This window comes from Streptomyces sp. NPDC033180 (genome assembly GCF_055577645.1).
On record NZ_JBVIPU010000003.1, the window covers coordinates 183,156 to 201,499 of the forward strand.

Consider the following 18,344-nt stretch of genomic DNA (forward strand, 5'->3'; position numbering starts at 1 on the left):
GGCCCACGGGGCATACGCTCTGATACATGAGTTTGCGTCTGAGCACCGTGATCCTGCCCGTCCGCCGCTGGCACGAAGGCGGCAAGGAGCGCTGGCAGCGGGCCGAGGAACTGGGTTTCCACACCGCGTACACCTATGACCACCTCTCCTGGCGGACCTTCCGGGACGGCCCCTGGTTCGGCGCGGTGCCCACCCTGACCGCCGCCGCGGCCGCCACCGACCGGCTGCGCCTTGGCACTCTGGTCACCTCGCCGAACTTCCGGCACCCTGTGACCCTCGCCAAGGACCTGATCACGCTGGACGACGTGTCCGACGGCCGGATCACTCTGGGCATCGGCGCGGGCGGCAACGGCTTCGACGCCACGGCGCTGCTCAAGGCCGGCGAGGAGCCCTGGACTCCGCGCGAACGGGCCGATCACTTCGGCGAGTTCCTGCCTCTGCTCGACCGTCTTCTCAGCGAGGACGTCGTGTCGTACGAGGGCCAGTACTACTCGGCATCCGAGGTGCGGAACATCCCGGGCTGTGTCCAGCGCCCCCGGCTGCCCTTCGCGGTCGCCGCCACCGGGCCGCGCGGCCTGAAGCTCGCCGCGCGCCACGGGCAGGCGTGGGTGACCACGGGCGACCCGAAGCTCTTCGAGAACGGCACCCCGGAGCAGTCACTTCAAGCCATCCGCGGACAGGCCGAGAAGCTGGCCACGGCGTGTGACGCCATCGGCCGGGACGTCGCCGAGCTCGACAAGATCCTGCTCACCGGGTTCACCCCGGACCGCCCCTTGGACTCCTTCGACGCCTTCGTCGACTTCGCCGGCAACCACGCTGAGCTGGGCTTCAACGAGATCGTGCTGCACTGGCCGCTGCCGGGAACGGGTTTCGCGGCCGATGAGAAGGTCTTCGAACGCATCGCCACGGAGGCCCTGGTCCAGCTGGGAGGCAGCACAGCAGGGGCATAAAGGCACTCAGATGTGCGCCCCAGCGCACGCCCGTGCGCTCATGTGCGGGACAATCGATGGCGTGACCTCAGCTACCCCACGGCCCAGGACCCCGGCCGCATCCGCCCCCCACCGGACCAAGGCCCGGCTGATCGCCACGGACCTGGACGGCACCCTTCTGCGTGACGACAAGTCCGTCTCCGACCGCACCGTCGCCGCGCTCGCCGCCGCCGAGCGGGCCGGGATCGAGGTCTTCTTCGTGACCGGCCGCCCGGCCCGCTGGATGGACGTCGTCAGCGCCCACGTGCACGGCCACGGCCTCGCCATCTGCGGCAACGGCGCCGCCGTGGTCGACCTGCACGACGGATCGGGCGGCCATCGCTTCGTGAAGGTACGGGAGCTGCGGAGCGAGGACGCGCTCGATGTCGTCCGGCTGCTGCGCGCGGCGGCCCCCGGCACGTCCTTCGCGGTCGAGCGGACCGGCGGGCTGCACCACGAACCGACATACCCGCCCCTGCACCTGGAGCCCGGCGAGAGCGTCGCCCCGGCGGAGAAGCTCCTCGCCGAGGACTCCGAGAACGCGACCCAGCCCATCCTGAAGGTCCTCGCCTTCCACCCCGAGATCGCGCCCGACGACTTCCTCGTCGTGGCCCGCGCGGCCGTGCGCGGCCAGGTCGAGATCACCCGCTCGAGCCCGAGCGCCCTGCTCGAGATCAGCGGCCCTGGAGTCTCCAAGGCCAGCACCCTGGAGCTGTGCTGCGCCGAGCGCGGCATCACGCCGGCGGAGGTCGTCGCCTTCGGGGACATGCCGAACGACATCGAGATGCTCACCTGGGCGGGCACGTCGTACGCGATGGGCAACGCGCACCCGGACGTGCTCGCCGCCGCTTCGGGGCGCACGGTCGCCAACAACGAGGACGGCGTCGCGGTCGTCATCGAGCGGATCCTGAGCGAGCAACAGGAGCAGTAGCAGGACCTGTCTCGCGCAAACGGGTCAGCAGCCGATGGTCAGAGCCGAGCATCAGAGCCCCACTCCCCGCTCGTCCAACCACTCGGCGGGGTCCACGCCGGACCCCAGATGCGGCGTGAGCCGCACCTCGAAGTGCAGGTGCGGCCCCGTCGAGTTGCCGGTGGTGCCCGCCTGCCCGACCCACTGCCCGGGGTCCACCCGTTCCCCCTGGTCGACGGTGACGGCGGCCAGGTGCGCGTACTGCGTGTAGTAGCCGCCCTCGTGCTCCACCACGACCTCGATGCCGAACGCGCCACCGCACGACACGGACACCACCCGGCCCGCGCCCACCGAGCGCACCGGAGCCCCGATACCGACCGCGAAGTCCTGCCCGGTGTGCCGGTGCGACCAGCGCCCACCGGCGCTGTCGAAGCCCGCCGACAGCTCGTACGTCTCCACGGGCGTCGTCCACGCGCGCGTGGAGTCCGTTTCCGGCTGATCCAGGCGTACGGCGCCTCTGCACTGTCCGGCGGCGACCGACCGGTCGGCCTCGCTCTGCAGGGTCCACTGCGCCGATTCCAGCTTGCTCTCGATCCCGTGCTTCAGCTCCGCGAGGTGGTCGCCGCGGCGGTCGAGGGTGCGTTTGGCGCGGTCGGCGGTGCGCTTGAGGCCGGCGAGCCCGGCGGCGGCACGCTGGGTCTTGCTGACGGTGTGGGTGACGGCGAGATCCGCCTGCCGCAGCAGCCGCTGACCACGCATCAGGTCTTCGGGGCCGTCGGCGAGCAGGAGTTGGGCGGTCTGGGAGAGGCCACCGCCGCTGCGGTACTGGGCGCGGGCCATCCGGCCGAGGTCCGCGTGCAGCACGTCGACCGCGTGCCGCTTCTTCGTCAGGAGTCGGTCCAGTTTCCGGACCTTCGCGCGCTGCACCTCCGCGGCGAGCTGCCCCTCTTCGTAGCGCGCGGTCGCCGCGGAAGCCTCCTCGTAGAGGCGTGCCACTTCGGCACTCACGCTCGGCCCGTCATCCGGCCCGTCATCCGGCCCATCGGAGGCATCGGCGGGCGTGGGGCACAGGAGTGCGCACAGCAGTACCGTCACAACGACGAGCGGGTGGTGGGTGCCGCGATGGCTCAAGCGCATGTCAGGGATCGTTGCCCTGCCGCCGTCACCGGGTCCTGCCCAACTCGTACACCCGGGGCAGCCGGTGCCCCGAACAGCCCCCTTCCGTACGGCCGAACAGGGCCCCTGTCGGCATGCCGACCAGTACCCAGGCGGGCCAGAACGCAAGGCGCTAGTACGGCGCCTGCCACACCACCGTCGTACCGCCGCCGTCCTCGCCGATGCCCGGCCCGTACCAACTGTCCCCGCCGAGCGACTCCGCACGCCTCTTGAGGTTCTTCAGGCCGCTGCGCCGGCCGCCCTCCGCGATGCCGACCCCGTCGTCCGAAACCGTCAGGCGTACGCCCTGCTGCCCGTCGGGCAGGGTCACCGTCGCGTCGACGACGACGTCGATGCGGTCGGCCCGCGCGTGCCGGAACGCGTTGGACAGCGCCTCGCGCAGGGCCGCGATGAGGTTCTTGCCGCTGAGCTCACCGACCAAGGTGTCGACGGGTCCCACGAAGTGGTGCGAGGGCTTGAATCCGAGGGGCACCGCTGCCATGTTCACCTCGCGAAGGACCCGCGTACGCAGCCCGGAAGGAGCCTCGGCCGGGCCCTGCTGCAAGGCGAAGATCGCCGTCCGGATCTCCTGGATCGTCACGTCCAGCTCGTCGACGGCCTTGCCCACGCCCGTCTGCACTTCGGGCACGACGGACCTGCGCTGGGCGCTCTCCAGCATCATCCCGGTGGCGAACAGGCGCTGGATCACGAGGTCGTGCAGGTCCCGTGCGATCCGGTCCCGGTCCTCGTACACCGCGAGCCGTTCACGGTCGCGCTGCGCCTCGGCCATCATCAGCGCGAGCGCGGCCTGCGAGGCGAACTGGGTGGCGAGGGTCCGCTCGGTCTCGCTGAAGGGCCGTGCGCCACGCGCGCGTGGCGTCACGAGCGTCCCCATGACGCGGCCGTCGCTCTGCAGCGGCAGCATCATGACGGGGCCGTAGCCGCGGGCGAGGTCGGTCATGACGCGCGGGTCGTTGGCCGCGTCGTCGAGGAACACGGAGTCCCCGGCGAGCAGATCGGTGATGATCCGGCTCTCCGGGGGGACGATCACGCCGAGCATTCCGGAGGGTTCGTCCGAGGAGACGGCGACGATCTCCATGCCGCCCTCCTCGTCGGGCAGGAGCACGATCCCGGCGGCCGAGTCGGCGAGATGGCGGGCCTGTTCGGCGACGACGGCGAGCGACTCCTCCGCGTCGCTCCCCGAAAGCAGCGCCGTGGTGACCGCCACGGAGCCGTCGATCCAGCGCTCGCGCTGCATGGCGGCTTCGTAGAGACGGGCGTTGCCGATGGCGATGCCCGCCTCCGTCGCGAGCACGCGAACCATGTGCACGTCGTACTCGTTGAAATCGGCGCCGCCCCGCTTCTCGGTCAGGTAGAGGTTGCCGAAGATCTCGCCCTGGACACGGATAGGGACGCCGAGGAAGGTCCGCATCGGCGGATGGTGGGCCGGAAAGCCGCACGAGCGCGGGTCGGCCGAGAGGTCCGCGAGACGCAGGGTCTCCGGCTGGTGGATGAGAGCGCCGAGCAGCCCCTTGTGCCCGTCGGGCAGGCGCCCGATCCGCTTGGCGGTCTCCTCTCCGATGCCGGTGAAGACGAAGTCGGATAGCCCTTTGCCGTCCTCGGAGACGACCCCGATCGCCGCGTAGTGGGCGTCCGCGAGCTCGGCCGCCGTCTCGCAGATGCGGTCGAGCGTGGTGTGCAGTTCGAGCCCGGCGCCGACGGAGCGCATCGCCTCGAGGAGCTGCGGCACGCGCGCGGTCAGCTCGGGGGAGAGCCCGTGCAGGCTGCGGGTCGCCTGCTTCGCCGCCTCAATGGGGTCCGATGTGCCATCGGGTTGCGGAGAGCCGGCGGAGGCCGAGGGGGCTGACATGCCTTTGAGAGTAGTTAGTCCTATTTGGCGAGGAAAGTCGGGGCCCTGAGCCGACTGCCGCTGGGCCCCGAACGCCTACCCGGCAGCCGTCACCAGCAGGTCCGCCGCCCGCTCCCGTTCCCCCATGCGCCGCAGCGGCCCGTCCACCAGGACGAGATCCGCGTACGTACCGCGCTGCACCACCCGCCCCGCGTCCAGGACGATGACCTCGTCGACCGCGTCGAGCCCGGCGAGCCGGTGCGTGATGAGGACCGTCGTACGGCCTTCGGTGGCGGCGAGGAGGTCGTCGGTGAGCGCGTCCGCTGTCGGCAGATCGAGATGCTCGGCCGGCTCGTCCAGGACGAGGACGGGGAAGTCGGCGAGCAGCGCGCGGGCCAGGGCGATGCGCTGCCGCTGGCCTCCGGAGAGACGGGCCCCGTGCTCGCCGACCAGGGTGTCGAGCCCTTCGGGGAGCGAGTCGGTCCACTCCCGCAGCCGGGCCCGCGCGAGGGCGCCGCGCAGCTCGTCGTCACTGGCGCCCTTGCGCGCGATGAGCAGGTTCTCGCGTACGGAGCTGTCGAAGATGTGCGCGTCCTGCGCGCAGAGCCCGACGAGTTCGCGCACCGTGTCGCCGTCGAGGGTGGCCGCGTCCGTGCCGCCCAGGCTGAACGTCCCCTCGCTCGCCCCAAGGAAGCGCAGCAGTACCTGGGCGAGCGTCGTCTTGCCCGACCCCGAGGCCCCGACCACGGCGATGCGCCGTCCGCGCTCCAGGGTCAGGTCGACGCCCGCGAGCGCGTCCCGGCCCTGCCCCTCGTACCGGGCGTGTAGCCCCTCGACACGGAGCGGGAAGGGCGTCTGCGGACGCTGAGCGGGGACAGCCGGCTCGGGTACGGGCTCGGGAGCGTCGAGGACCTCGTAGACCCGCTCGGCGCTCTTCCTGACCCGCTGGCGGTACTGCACGGCGAGCGGCAGGCCGAGAACCGCCTCGAAGGCGGCGAGCGGGGTGAGGACGACGACGGCGAGCGCGACGCCGCTGAGCCGGCCGTCATGCAGCGCCTGGACGCCGACCAGAGCGGCGGCGGCCACGGTGAGACCGGAGGTGAGCGCACCGAGCCCGTCACCCAGCGCGGTGGCCGTGGCCGTCCTGGACGCGATCCGGGTCAGCTCGGCATCGGCTTCCTTCGCCTTGGCCGTACGCCGGGTCAGCGCGCCCGCGACCGTCAACTCCGCGGTGCCGGTGAGCAGGTCGGCCACGCGGGTGGCCAGCACCCCGCGCGCGGGGGCCAGCTTGCGCTCCGCCCGGCGGGCGAAAGCTCCGGAGAGCAGCGGTACGCCCACTCCGGCGATGAGCAGGCCCACGGCGAGGACCGCGCCTGCCTCGGGCAGCAGCCAGGCGGTGAAGCCGACAGCTCCGGCGCCCACGACAGCGGCGGCCGACGCGGGCAGGAGCCAGCGCAGCCAGTAGTCCTGCAGGGCGTCCACGTCGGTGACCAGACGGGAGAGGAGGTCGCCGCGTCGGGTCTTGCCGAGCCCGGCCGGGGCGAGACGCTCAAGGCGGCGGTAGACGGCCACGCGGGTGTCGGCCAGCATGCGCAGGACGGCGTCGTGCGAGACGAGGCGCTCCGCGTAGCGGAAGACGGCACGGCCCATGCCGAAGGCGCGGGTCGCCGTCACAGCGATCATCAGATACATCACCGGCGGCTGCTCGGACGCCCGGCTGATCAGCCACCCCGAGGTCGCCATCAGCCCTACTGAGCTGCCGATCGCGAGGGCGCCGAGGAGCAGGGCGAGCGCGAGCTTGCCCTTACGCGCCTGCGCCGCACCCCGCACTCGGGCCAGCACATCACCCTTCGGGCCGGGCGGCTCGTCCCCCGCCACGCGGCCACCCGGCACACCGCCACCCGCCGCGCGGCCACCCGGCACGATCGGCCCATCGCGAAAGTCATCGGCAGCGGCACCACGCACCAGCGTCCCCGCGGGCCCCGGCACCTTTGCGCCATGCCCACGAAGCTGGCCCTCATGAACATGGGCATCCAGCCGTACGACGCGATCCGCGACCCCCAGCAACGCCGGCCGGTGCACCACCAACAGCACGGTCCGCCCCACAGCCAGCCGCCGAACCGCCTCGACGACCCCTTCCTCGGTTTCCCCGTCCAGAGCCGCGGTCGGCTCGTCAAGGAGGACCACAGGCCGGTCGGCCAGGAACGCCCGCGCCAGAGCGAGCCGCTGCCGCTGCCCGGCCGAAAGCCCCGCCCCGTCCTCCCCGAGCAGCGTCTGCACACCACCCGGAAGCGCGGAAACGAACTCCCAGGCCCCCGCCGCCTCCAACGCGCCCCGCACGGAAGCATCGTCCGCGTCCGGCCGCGCAAGGCGTACGTTCTCCGCGATGGACCCGGCGTACAAGTGCGGCCGCTGCGGGACCCAGGCGATCCGCTCCCGCCACAGCTCCGGCGCGACCTCGGCCAGGTCGACGCCTCCGACGCACACCCGCCCCTCGGCAGGCTCGACGAACCCGAGAATCACATCGAGCAGCGTCGACTTGCCCACGCCGCTGGGCCCGACCAGAGCCACGGTCTCGCCGGCCTTCACCGCGAACGACACCCCGGAGACCGCGTCCGACGACCGCCCCGGATACCGGACCGTCACGCCCTCCACGCTCAACGCCCCCGAAGGGGCCGCCCCCTCCCCGGCGACCCGCACCGGAGCCTCCAGGACCTCGAAGATCTCCTCGGCGGCCGAGAGCCCCTCCGCCGCCGCGTGGTACTGCGCACCGACCTGGCGCAGCGGCAGATAGGCCTCGGGCGCGAGGATCAGGATCACCAGACCCACGTACAGATCCATGTCGCCGTGGACGAGCCGCATCCCGATCGTCACCGCGACAAGGGCCACGGACAGCGTCGCGAGGAGTTCGAGCGCGAACGACGACAGGAAGGCGATGCGCAGCGTACGCATCGTCGCCTGCCGGTACTCGCCCGTGATCTGCCGGATCGACTCGGCCTGCGCCTTCGCGCGCCCGAACACCTTCAGGGTCGGCAGCCCCGCCACCACGTCCAGGAAGTGCCCCGACAGGCGGGAGAGGAGCCGCCACTGACGGTCCATCCGGTTCTGAGTCGCCATGCCGATCAAGATCATGAAGATCGGGATCAACGGCAGCGTCACGACGATGATCGCCGCCGACACCCAGTCCTCGGTGACGATCCTCGCGAGCACCGCCACCGGGACCACCACCGCGAGCCCCAACTGCGGCAGATAGCGCGAGAAGTAGTCGTCGAGCGCGTCCACGCCCCGCGTGGCCAGCGAGACCAGTGACCCCGTCCGCTGCCCGCTCAGCCAGCCGGGACCCAACTGCCCCGCACGGTCGAGCAGCCGCCCCCGCAGCTCCGACTTCACCGCCGCGCTCGCCCGGTGGGCGGCGAGCTCGGTCAGCCAGGCGACAAGGGCACGCCCCGCCGCGACCACCGCGAGCAGGACGAGCGGCGTCCCCAGGTCGCCGAGGGCGAGCCCCTTCTGGAAGGCCCCGACCACGATCTCGGCGATGAGCATCGCCTGGGCGACGACAAGGCCCGCCCCGGCGACGCCGAGGACCACCACCGCGGCCAGGAAGAACCGGGTGGCACGGGCGTACCGGAGCAGACGCGGGTCGATCGGTTTCACGTGAAACACACCCTCCGAAGAAACCGAGGAACGGGGGAAATCAGCAGCCGAAGAGGTCAGCGGGCGAAGAACTCAGTGCGCCGCATCCGCGATGTGCTGCGTCCCGATCCGCTTGCGGAACACCCAGTAGGTCCACGACTGGTAGAGCAGCACGATCGGCGTCGCGATGCCCGCACACCAGGTCATGATCTTCAGGGTGTAGGGACTCGACGAGGCGTTGGTGACCGTGAGGTTCCACTCGTCGTTCAGCGACGACGGCATGACGTTCGGGAAGAGCGTCAGGAAGAGCATCGCGACGGCGGCCGCGATCGTGATGCCCGACAGTGCGAACGACCAGCCCTCGCGTCCCATCTTGATCGCGCCGATGGCACCGACCAGCGCGACCACGGCCACGCCCATCGCGACCAGGCTCTTGCCGTCGCCGTGGTCCGCCTGCGTCCAGATCATGAACCCGAGCGCGAGCACAGCGGTCACAAGCCCGAGCCCGAGCGCCAGCTTCCGCGCCCGCACCCGGATGTCCCCCACCGTCTTGAGCGAGGCGAAGACCGCGCCGTGGAAGGTGAAGAGCGTCAGCGTGACCAGGCCACCCAGGATCGAGTACGGGTTCAGCAGGTCCCAGAAGGTGCCCACGTACTCCTTGTGGGCGTCGATCTTCACGCCACGCGTGATGTTGGCGAAGGCCACGCCCCACATCACCGCCGGGATCAGCGACGTCCAGAAGATGGCCTGCTCCCAGTTGCGCTGCCACTTCTCCTCGGGTCGCTTCGCCCGGTACTCGAAGGCGACACCGCGCACGATCAGGCAGAGCAGGATGATCAGGAGCGGAAGGTAGAAGCCGGAGAAGAGCGTGGCGTACCACTCGGGGAAGGCGGCGAAGGTCGCGCCGCCCGCCGTGAGCAGCCACACCTCGTTGCCGTCCCAGACGGGACCGATGGTGTTGATGAGCACCCGCTTCTCGGTCCGGTCACGGGCGAGCAGCTTGGTGAGGACACCGATCCCGAAGTCGAAGCCCTCCAGGAAGAAGTAGCCGATCCACAGGACTGCGATCAGCACGAACCAGACGTCGTGAAGTTCCATGTCGATCAACTCCCTCAGTACGAGAAGGCCATGGGCCGGTCGGCATCGTCATCGGAACCCGATCCTGAGCCGGGACCGCCGATCTTGGTGGGTGGGTTGAGGTCGGCCTCGGTGAGCTCGGGCGGGCCCGCCTTGATGTACTTGAGCAGCAGCTTCACCTCGATCACGGCGAGGATCGCGTAGATCGCGGTGAACACGACCAGCGAGGTGATCACCTCGCCCTGCGAGACTCCCGGCGATACCGCGTCCCTGGTCTTCAGGACGCCGTAGACCACCCAGGGCTGTCGCCCGGTCTCGGTGAAGATCCAGCCCCAGGCGGTGCCGATGAGGGGGAAGATCAGCGTCCACTGGGAGAGCCGCCACCACCAGTTGCCGAGCTTCGGCGTCAGCTCCCTGTTCTTGGTGAGCATGAGCTTCGGCACGTCGTCCTCGCCCGTGCGGTGCTCCGGCGCGAGCCAGAACTTCTTCCGCGTGAGGTAGAGCCCGGCGGTGCACAGGGCCATCGAGACTCCGCCGAAGCCGATCATCCAGCGGTAGGACCAGTAGGCGGTGGGGATGTTGGGCCGGTAGTCGCCGGGCCCGAACTTCTCCTGCGCCTCCTTGTTGAGGTCGTTGATGCCGGGGATCTCTGCGCTGAAGTTGTTCTTGGCGAGGAAGGACAGTACTCCGGGGACCTCGATGGCGACCTTGTTGTGGCCCTCGGCGACATCGCCGTACGCGAAGAGCGAGAACGGCGCCGGCTTCTCCGACTCCCACAGGGCCTCGGCGGCCGACATCTTCATCGGCTGCTGCTCGTACATGACCTTGCCGAGGGTGTCGGCGCTGACCACGGTGAGCAGGGTGCCGACGAACGCGGTGACCAGGCCGAGCCGCATCGACATCCGCATCGTGCGGATGTGCTGCTTCTTGCGCAGGTGGAAGATCGCGATGCCGGTCATGAAGGCACCGCCGACCAGGACGGCCGCCGAGATGACGTGGAAGAAGTTGACCAGCGTCGTCTCCTGGAAGAGCACCTTCGAGAAGTCGGTGAGCTCCGCGCGCTTGGTGCCGTCCCGCTCCACGATCTTGTAGCCCACCGGGTGCTGCATAAAGGCGTTGGCGGCGATGATGAAGTACGCCGACGCGATGGTCCCGGCGGAGACGATCCAGATCGTGGCGCAGTGCAGCCTCTTCGGGAGCTTGTCCCACCCGAAGATCCACAAGCCGATGAAGGTCGACTCGAAGAAGAAGGCTATGAGCGCCTCGAAGGCGAGCGGCGCCCCGAAGACGTCACCGACGAAGCGCGAGTAGTCGGACCAGTTCATGCCGAACTGGAACTCCTGGACGATGCCGGTGACGACGCCCATCGCGATGTTGATCAGGAACAGCTTTCCCCAGAACTTGGTCGCCCTGAGGTAGTGCTCCTTGCCCGTGCGGACCCAAGCCGTCTCCAGGATCGCCGTGAGGGCGGCCAGCGAGATCGTCAGAGGGACGAACAGGAAGTGGTAGACGGTGGTGATGCCGAACTGCCATCGCGCCAGTGTCTCGGGCGCCAGAGCCAGGTCCACGTCGACTTCTCCTTACGGCCGTGCTCACATCGGCGGTTTGCCCCTTTAATCCCGCTGATCTCGGGAGCAACCGGGATACGCTTGTGAACGCGTTCACATTCACAAGCAATTATGACGTACAGCTTGTCGGCCCGGGAAGGGGGGTCCCCCTTACTCGGAGAAACGCGAGAAGGCCCCGGGGAGCAAACGCCCCGGGGCCTTCTCGTTCACAGCGCGCGGAGGCTACAGCTCCTTGCGGAACGCCGCCGCCGCCTGCAGGAAGATGTCGTTGGCCTCGGTCTCCCCGATCGTGGCCCGCATCCCCTCGCCCGCGAACGGCCGTACGACCACGCCGGCCTTCTCGCACGCCGCCGCGAAGTCGGTCGTACGCTCCCCGAGCCGCAGCCAGACGAAGTTCGCCTGCGTCTCCGGCACCGTCCAGCCCTGCGCGCGCAGCGTCTCGACCACCCGCGTGCGCTCGCCGACCAGCGACCCGACCCGGCCCATCAGCTCGTCCTCGGCCCGCAGCGAGGCCACCGCCGCGTCCTGCGCGAGCTGGCTCACCCCGAAGGGCACCGCCGTCTTGCGCAGCGCGGCGGCCACCGGCTCGTGGGCGATCGCGAAGCCGACGCGGAGGCCCGCGAGGCCGTACGCCTTGGAGAACGTGCGCAGTACGGCGACGTTCGGACGGTCGCGGTAGATCTCCACGCCGTCCGGCACCTCGGCGTCGCGGATGAACTCGCGGTAGGCCTCGTCGAGCACCACAAGGACATCGCTCGGCACGCGGTCGAGGAACCGCTCGAGCTCGGCCCTGCGCACCACAGTGCCGGTCGGGTTGTTCGGGTTGCAGACGAAGATCAGCCGCGTCCGGTCGGTGATGGCGTCGGCCATCGCGTCCAGGTCGTGGACATCCCCCGGCGTCAGCGGCACCTTCACCGACGTGGCCCCGCTCACCTGCGCGATGATCGGGTACGCCTCGAAGGACCGCCAGGCGTAGATGACCTCGTCCCCCGGGCCCGACGTCGCCTGGATCAGCTGCTGCGCGACGCCGACGGAGCCGGTGCCCGTGGCCACGTGCGACACCGGCACACCGAAGCGCTCGGCGAGTTCACTCATCAGGCCCGTGCAGGCCATGTCGGGGTAGCGGTTGAACGCGCCCGCGGCGGCGATCGCGCTCTCCATGACGCCCGGCAGGGGCGGGTAGGGGTTCTCGTTCGAGGACAGCTTGTAGGCCACCGGGCCATCGGCCGCGGCGGGCTTCCCCGGCTTGTAGGTGGGGATACCCTCCAGCTCGGCACGCAGCCTCGGGCTCGTCTCGCTCACCGCAGTCCTCCTCTTGAACACCTGAACACCTGAACACCCTGACTTCAATACTCCTCACCTTATGAGGATTCAGCTCTGCTGCGAATGGGTCAGAGGTATCCGCTCCGCTGGGCGCGCACCGAGGGGGGAGCGCTCCCCCCTCCAGCGCGCGCCGGTGGCTCACTCCGTGGCGCGCATCACCCGTGAAGGTGAGTTGAGACCTCTTCGAAACATCGCTCATTTGGCAGGCCGGTGTGCGGCGACAAGGGACCGTCCACCCCAGAACTCATCAACTCCCTTGCAATCCAAGGCTGTTGCCCCGTTCCGACCATGCAGAAACGTGCCTGTCAACGAGTGAATATGCGTCCGCACTACCCACCCTCATGAGCCCTACTATCGGCTCGCCATGACAGCAGCAGGGAACCACCAGGTGAGCCGAGCAGAGACCGCCCGCCGGGGCAACCGGCAGAGCCGAGCGGGCATCAGAGACGTCGCCGCCGCCGCCGGTGTCTCCATCACGACTGTCTCCGATGCTCTAAACGGCAAGGGCCGGCTCCCGGACGCCACCCGACGCCATGTCCGCGAGGTCGCCGAACGGCTGGGCTATCGCCCTTCCGCGGCGGCCCGAACGCTCCGTACCGGCAAGTCGGGCCTGATCGGCCTGACCGTGACGACCTACGGGGATGAACCTTTCACCTTCACCGAATTCGCGTACTTCGCGGAGATGGCCAGAGCCGCGACCTCGGCCGCGCTGGCCCGCGGCTACGCCCTAGTCATCCTGCCCGCCACCTCCCGGCGCAGCCCGGTCGACGTGTGGTCGAACGTCGCGCTCGACGGCACCGTCGTCGTCGATCCGTCCGACCACGACCCCGTCGTCAGCGAACTCGTGCGCCAGGGCCTACCCGTCGTGTCCGACGGTCGTCCGGCCGGGTCCCTCCCGGTCACCGCCTGGGTCGACAACGACCACGAGGCGGCGGTCCTCGAAATCCTCGACCACCTCGCGGCGGCTGGAGCCCGCCGGATCGGGCTGCTCACCGGGACCACCACGGACACGTACACGCATCTGTCCACGACCGCCTATCTGCGCTGGTGCGAGCGCGTCGGACAGGACCCGGTGTACGAGTCCTACCCGGCCCACGACCCGTGTGCCGGCGCGGTCGCGGCCGACCGGCTGCTCGCGAGGCCCGACCGGCCCGACGCCGTCTACGGCCTCTTCGACCCGAACGGCACCGATCTCCTCGCGGCCGCCCGCCGGTACGGACTGCGCGTCCCGGACGACCTGCTGCTCGTGTGCTGCAGCGAGTCCACGGTCTACGCCGCCACCGAACCGCCCATCACCACGCTCTCGCTCAAACCCCGGCGCATCGGCACGGCCGTCGTCCAGCTCCTCATCGACGCCATCGAAGGCCTGGATTCGGGCCGGCCCGTCGAGCAGGTGATACCGACGGAGCTGATCGTGCGCACCTCGTCCGAGCGACGTCCACCGCGTACGACGGTCAGCCCACCGCGCTCACCCGGAACCGGTTGAGGAGGCCGGTCGGCGGGGAGAACCCCCGTCGACCGGTCGTCAAGCGGCCGTCAACCAGCACTGCCTGGCGCATCCCGGCCGTGGCGTGGGGGGAAACCCCTACCCAATTCGGGAGAAAACCTCGGTGAACTGGGGTTCAGCACTGATTCACCACCCCTGGTGCACCACACAGCGCGAGCCGCATTCCTATGATGGGCGGACGACACCGCGGGCCGCTGCGACCAGGCAGTCCGATCTCGGTGCAGATGCGGCGCAATGGTGGTGGAGGGGTCGATGACTCAGGGGGCCGGTCAGGGACCCGATGTGCGGACGGCGACGTTGCGCGACTTCCGCGTTCCGGCGTACGTCCATGAGACCGGTCCGGTCCAGGGGGACCCGGCGGGCGTGGCGGTTCCGGGCGCCCCGGTGGAGGCCCCAGGGGTGGCGGACGACGGTTACACCCCCACCCAGCGCGACCTGCCCGTCATCAACCGCGGCGACACCGTGCAAGTGGAGGTGCAGGCCATGCCCGAGCCTCCGCAGGCGCCGGCGTCCGACGAACACGGCCCGCTGTTCGTGGTGGGCGATGTGCACGGCTATCTGGACGAGCTGCTCGCGGCGCTCCAGGAGCAGGGCCTCATCGACGCCGATGGCGACTGGTCCGCGGGCAACGCGCGCCTGTGGTTCCTCGGCGACTTCACCGACCGCGGCCCGGACGGCATCGGCGTCATCGACCTCGTGATGCGCCTGTCCGCGCAGGCCGCGGCCGCCGGCGGCTACTGCAAGGCGCTGATGGGCAACCACGAGCTGCTCCTGCTCGGCGCGAAGCGGTTCGGCGACACCCCGGTCAACTCGGGGGCCGGCACGGCCACCTTCCAGGCCGCCTGGCTCCTGAACGGCGGCCAGAAGACCGACATGGAACGCCTCGAGGACCACCATCTGCAGTGGATGGCCCGTCTCGACGCGATCGAGGCGGAGGACGGGCATCTCCTGATGCACTCCGACACAACCGCCTATCTGGATTACGGCGACTCGATCGAAGCCGTGAACGACACGGTCCGCGAGACCCTCACGCGCAACGACGCCGACGAGTGCTGGGACCTCTTCAGGAAGTTCACCAAGCGCTTCGCCTTCCGCGACGAGTCGGGCCCCTCCGCCGTACGCGAACTCCTCGACATGTACGGCGGCCACCGCATCGTGCATGGCCACAGCCCCATCCCGTATCTGCTCGGCGACGTCGGCTCCGAGGATGACTCGGACGGGGGCGGTCCGGTCATCGAGGGACCGCACATCTACGCAGGCGGCCTGGCCATCGCCATGGACGGCGGCGTGACCATGGCCGGAAAGCTGCTGGTCTGCCAACTGCCCCTGGATAACTGAGCGTTCACTGGGCAGGTGCACCCCTACACGATCACGCTGGCCAAGGGGCCTATTTCCGGAAACCCCCTGTCACCGCGTGCCGTCACGGCTCTACCATCGGCTTATCCGTAGCAGGCTCCCCTCCGTTTCTGCCCGACGGCTCGTAGCCATGCGAGCCCCAAGCCCTACGGAGCATCGGGGGATGCACATGAACAGCGCTCCACACCTGCTCAATGAGGACCGCCCCGAGTACGAGCGGATCCTCGATGAGGCGCTGCGCACGGCACCGAATCGTCCTGATCTCGCCGCAGTGGGCGAACGGCTCAATCCCGAGCAGCTGCGCACGATGGCCCTGAACGCCACCGCGCTGATCACTGCCGCTGCCACGACCGAGTACACGCACTATGTGAAGGTCCGCGAAGAACTGCGCGACAGCGGATCTGCCGCACCAACGATCCGGGAGCGGAGCAGCGAGGGTCCGGCCGAAGCCGGCTCCGGCGGCCTCGGTCTCGCCACCACGATGGGGGAGGTCACCACCCAGGCTTCCGGGGCGGGGGCCATCGCCGTCGTCGCGGTGCTCGCACCGGTCCTCGCCGGGGCGGCCGCCGCGATCTTCCTGCTCGTCGGCTACATCCTGAAGATGCTCAACCCCGAGCCCGCCTTCGCGGACACCCTGCTCACCGCGGGGTGGCTGTTCGGCGCGCTCACCGCAGGGGGCATCCTGGTCGCCGCGATCGGCCTGCTCCTGACCGCCCTGCGCAACGGCGCCACGTCGCTCCAGGCCGGTTCGCACGGAGAACGGAACGAGGAGGTGGTTCGCGCCAGGGAAGCCTGGGGCGAGGCACTCATGGAGCGCGGCGTCCTGCCGTTCCTGCGGGAGGCGCTCGCGGATCCGGGGGCGGCGCACGCGGCTCGTGCACCGTCGGCGGACCCGAGCAGCCGCATGCCCCAACTCGGCTACAACAGGCCGGGGTTCAGCAGCCCAGGCGGCGGCCCGGCGGCGGGACCGCGCCCGAGCTACTCGAGCCCGGACTTCTCCAGCCCGGACTTCGGCGGCCCCGATCACAAGCCGGAGTAGGACGCGATGCTGCTTCGGGCGGGCGCGATGCCCGCCCGAAGCGCGGCGCGTACAACTGCTCAGTGCTGCTCAGTGCTGCTCAGTCGCTGCTCAGTCGGCGATGGGCAGGTACACGCGGTTTCCTGCTGCCGCGAACTCCTTGGACTTCTGGTCCATGCCCGCCGCGATCTCTTCCTGCGTGCCGCCGTGCTCACGCCGGATGTCGTGCGAGATCTTCATGCTGCAGAACTTCGGCCCGCACATCGAGCAGAAGTGCGCCGTCTTCGCGGGCTCCGCCGGCAGGGTCTCGTCGTGGAACTCCCGTGCCGTGACCGGGTCGAGGGCCAGGTTGAACTGGTCTTCCCAGCGGAACTCGAAGCGGGCGTCCGAGAGCGCGTCGTCCCAGTCCTGCGCGCCCGGGTGCCCCTTGGCGAGGTCCGCCGCGTGGGCCGCGATCTTGTACGTGATGACGCCGGTCTTCACGTCGTCGCGGTTGGGCAGGCCCAGGTGCTCCTTGGGCGTGACATAGCAGAGCATCGCCGTGCCCCACCAGCCGATCATCGCGGCGCCGATGCCGGAGGTGATGTGGTCGTACGCGGGTGCGATGTCCGTGGTCAGCGGGCCCAGCGTGTAGAACGGCGCCTCCTCGCAGATCTCCTGCTGAAGGTCGATGTTCTCCTTGATCTTGTGCATCGGGACGTGTCCCGGGCCCTCGATCATCGTCTGTACGTTGTGACGCTTGGCGATCGTGTTGAGTTCCCCGAGGGTGCGCAACTCGGCGAACTGCGCCTCGTCGTTGGCGTCCGCGATCGAACCGGGGCGCAGGCCGTCACCGAGCGAGTACGTCACGTCGTACGACGCGAGGATCTCGCAGAGCTCCTCGAAGTTCTCGTAGAGGAAGCTCTCCTTGTGGTGCGCGAGACACCAGGCCGCCATGATCGAGCCGCCGCGCGAGACGATGCCGGTCTTGCGGTTGGCGGTCAGCGGGACGTACGGAAGGCGCACGCCCGCGTGCACCGTCATGTAGTCCACGCCCTGCTCGGCCTGCTCGATGACCGTGTCCTTGTAGATCTCCCAGGTCAGCGCCTCGGCCTGGCCGTCGACCTTCTCCAGGGCCTGGTAGAGCGGCACGGTGCCGATGGGCACGGGGGAGTTGCGCAGGACCCACTCACGGGTGGTGTGGATGTTGCGTCCTGTGGACAGGTCCATGACCGTGTCGGCGCCCCACTTGGTCGCCCAGGTCATCTTGTCCACCTCCTCCTCGATGGAGGAGGTGACCGCGGAGTTGCCGATGTTGGCGTTGACCTTCACCAGGAACTTCTTGCCGATGATCATCGGCTCGATCTCCGGGTGGTTGACGTTGGCGGGGATCACCGCGCGGCCCGCGGCGACCTCCGCGCGCACGACCTCGGGGTCGAGGTTCTCGCGGATCCCGATGAACTCCATCTCGGGCGTGACCTCACCACGACGGGCGTACGCGAGCTGCGTCACCGCCTGGCCGCCGCGACCCCGGCGCGGCTGGCGCGGGCGGCCGGGGAAGACCGCGTCGAGGTTCTTCAGGCCTCCGCGCGGCGAGGTGTGCTTGATGCCGTCGTCCTCGGGGCGGGGCGGTCGGCCCACGTACTCCTCGGTGTCGCCGCGGGCGATGATCCAGTTCTCCCGGAGCGGCGCGAGGCCCCTGCGGACGTCGGTGTCGATGGACTCGTCGGTGTAAGGACCCGAAGTGTCGTACAGGGTCACGGCCTTGCCGTTGGTGAGGTGCACCTGTCGGACCGGCACCCGCAGATCGGGGCGTGAACCCTCGACATACGCCTTGTGCCAGCCGATGGACTTCCCGGCCTCGTCGCTCTCGTTCTGCGTCGAGGCAGGCGTGCGTGCGTCCGCTGTGGTCATGAGACCTACTCCCTACGCCGGCATTACCCGGTAACAGGTTCGGCGGTCGACGCAGCGGATTCCGTACTGTTCGTGCACTCTTGTGCC

12 protein-coding genes are annotated in these 18,344 nt (G+C 69.8%); 5 read left to right on the forward strand and 7 right to left on the reverse strand.

The genetic code is table 11. The features are described from left to right. The first annotated feature begins 26 nt into the window (after positions 1 to 26). Both ACZ5WE_RS11580 and ACZ5WE_RS11585 read left to right on the forward strand, forming a co-directional pair. The gene (locus ACZ5WE_RS11580; protein ID WP_467685479.1) at positions 27 to 950 is read left to right on the forward strand and encodes an LLM class flavin-dependent oxidoreductase; all 924 of its coding nucleotides are present in this window, start codon (positions 27 to 29) and stop codon (positions 948 to 950) included. Between the two features lie 61 nt (positions 951 to 1,011). Then, positions 1,012 to 1,899, forward strand: a complete 888-nt coding sequence (locus ACZ5WE_RS11585) for a Cof-type HAD-IIB family hydrolase (RefSeq protein ID WP_467685481.1) — start codon at positions 1,012 to 1,014, stop codon at positions 1,897 to 1,899. A gap of 51 nt (positions 1,900 to 1,950) precedes the next feature. On the opposite strand, the gene ACZ5WE_RS11590 is transcribed toward ACZ5WE_RS11585, so the two are convergent. The 6 genes from ACZ5WE_RS11590 to hisC all read right to left on the reverse strand — a co-directional run bounded on the left by ACZ5WE_RS11590 (position 1,951) and on the right by hisC (position 12,462). Next, positions 1,951 to 3,015 (reverse strand): murein hydrolase activator EnvC family protein, encoded by a 1,065-nt coding sequence (locus tag ACZ5WE_RS11590; protein ID WP_467685482.1) that lies wholly within the window; start codon positions 3,013 to 3,015, stop codon positions 1,951 to 1,953. Positions 3,016 to 3,166: 151 nt separating this feature from the next. Next, positions 3,167 to 4,903, reverse strand: a complete 1,737-nt coding sequence (locus ACZ5WE_RS11595; protein ID WP_467685484.1) for a GAF domain-containing sensor histidine kinase — start codon at positions 4,901 to 4,903, stop codon at positions 3,167 to 3,169. A 75-nt stretch (positions 4,904 to 4,978) separates the two neighbouring features. Further along, complete coding sequence (gene cydD, locus ACZ5WE_RS11600) at positions 4,979 to 8,536, reverse strand: thiol reductant ABC exporter subunit CydD (RefSeq protein WP_467685486.1); 3,558 nt, start codon at positions 8,534 to 8,536, stop codon at positions 4,979 to 4,981. A gap of 72 nt (positions 8,537 to 8,608) precedes the next feature. After that, entirely contained in the window at positions 8,609 to 9,613 is a 1,005-nt protein-coding gene (gene cydB, locus ACZ5WE_RS11605) for a cytochrome d ubiquinol oxidase subunit II (protein ID WP_467685488.1), read from the reverse strand. 14 nt (positions 9,614 to 9,627) lie between these two features. Next, positions 9,628 to 11,160, reverse strand: coding sequence for a cytochrome ubiquinol oxidase subunit I (locus ACZ5WE_RS11610; RefSeq protein WP_467685490.1), 1,533 nt, complete (start codon positions 11,158 to 11,160; stop codon positions 9,628 to 9,630). 222 nt (positions 11,161 to 11,382) lie between these two features. After that, on the reverse strand, positions 11,383 to 12,462 hold the full coding sequence (gene hisC, locus ACZ5WE_RS11615; RefSeq protein ID WP_467685492.1) for a histidinol-phosphate transaminase: 1,080 nt from the start codon (positions 12,460 to 12,462) through the stop codon (positions 11,383 to 11,385). 385 nt (positions 12,463 to 12,847) lie between these two features. Between hisC and ACZ5WE_RS11620 the strand changes: the two genes are divergently transcribed. The 3 genes from ACZ5WE_RS11620 (at position 12,848) to ACZ5WE_RS11630 (ending at position 16,385) form a co-directional block, all read left to right on the forward strand. Continuing rightward, positions 12,848 to 13,969: a LacI family DNA-binding transcriptional regulator gene (locus ACZ5WE_RS11620; protein ID WP_467685494.1), complete on the forward strand. Its 1,122-nt coding sequence runs from the start codon at positions 12,848 to 12,850 to the stop codon at positions 13,967 to 13,969. 258 nt (positions 13,970 to 14,227) lie between these two features. Further along, positions 14,228 to 15,328, forward strand: coding sequence for a metallophosphoesterase (locus ACZ5WE_RS11625; RefSeq protein ID WP_467686231.1), 1,101 nt, complete (start codon positions 14,228 to 14,230; stop codon positions 15,326 to 15,328). A gap of 181 nt (positions 15,329 to 15,509) precedes the next feature. Then, positions 15,510 to 16,385: a hypothetical protein gene (locus ACZ5WE_RS11630; RefSeq protein WP_467685496.1), complete on the forward strand. Its 876-nt coding sequence runs from the start codon at positions 15,510 to 15,512 to the stop codon at positions 16,383 to 16,385. Between the two features lie 90 nt (positions 16,386 to 16,475). Here the strand turns inward: ACZ5WE_RS11630 and thiC are convergent, their stop codons facing one another. Beyond that, entirely contained in the window at positions 16,476 to 18,257 is a 1,782-nt protein-coding gene (gene thiC, locus ACZ5WE_RS11635) for a phosphomethylpyrimidine synthase ThiC (RefSeq protein WP_467685498.1), read from the reverse strand. Positions 18,258 to 18,344: the final 87 nt, after the last annotated feature.

Bases quoted from the DNA above. Each gene is read 5' to 3' on its own strand.
- ACZ5WE_RS11590 (WP_467685482.1), bottom strand. From the start codon at position 3,015: ATGCGCTTGAGCCATCGCGGCACCCACCACCCGCTCGTCGTTGTGACG.
- ACZ5WE_RS11580 (WP_467685479.1), top strand. From the start codon at position 27: ATGAGTTTGCGTCTGAGCACCGTGATCCTGCCCGTCCGCCGCTGGCAC.
- cydB (WP_467685488.1), bottom strand. From the start codon at position 9,613: ATGGAACTTCACGACGTCTGGTTCGTGCTGATCGCAGTCCTGTGGATC.
- ACZ5WE_RS11630 (WP_467685496.1), top strand. From the start codon at position 15,510: ATGCACATGAACAGCGCTCCACACCTGCTCAATGAGGACCGCCCCGAG.
- ACZ5WE_RS11595 (WP_467685484.1), bottom strand. From the start codon at position 4,903: ATGTCAGCCCCCTCGGCCTCCGCCGGCTCTCCGCAACCCGATGGCACA.
- ACZ5WE_RS11620 (WP_467685494.1), top strand. From the start codon at position 12,848: ATGACAGCAGCAGGGAACCACCAGGTGAGCCGAGCAGAGACCGCCCGC.
- thiC (WP_467685498.1), bottom strand. From the start codon at position 18,257: ATGACCACAGCGGACGCACGCACGCCTGCCTCGACGCAGAACGAGAGC.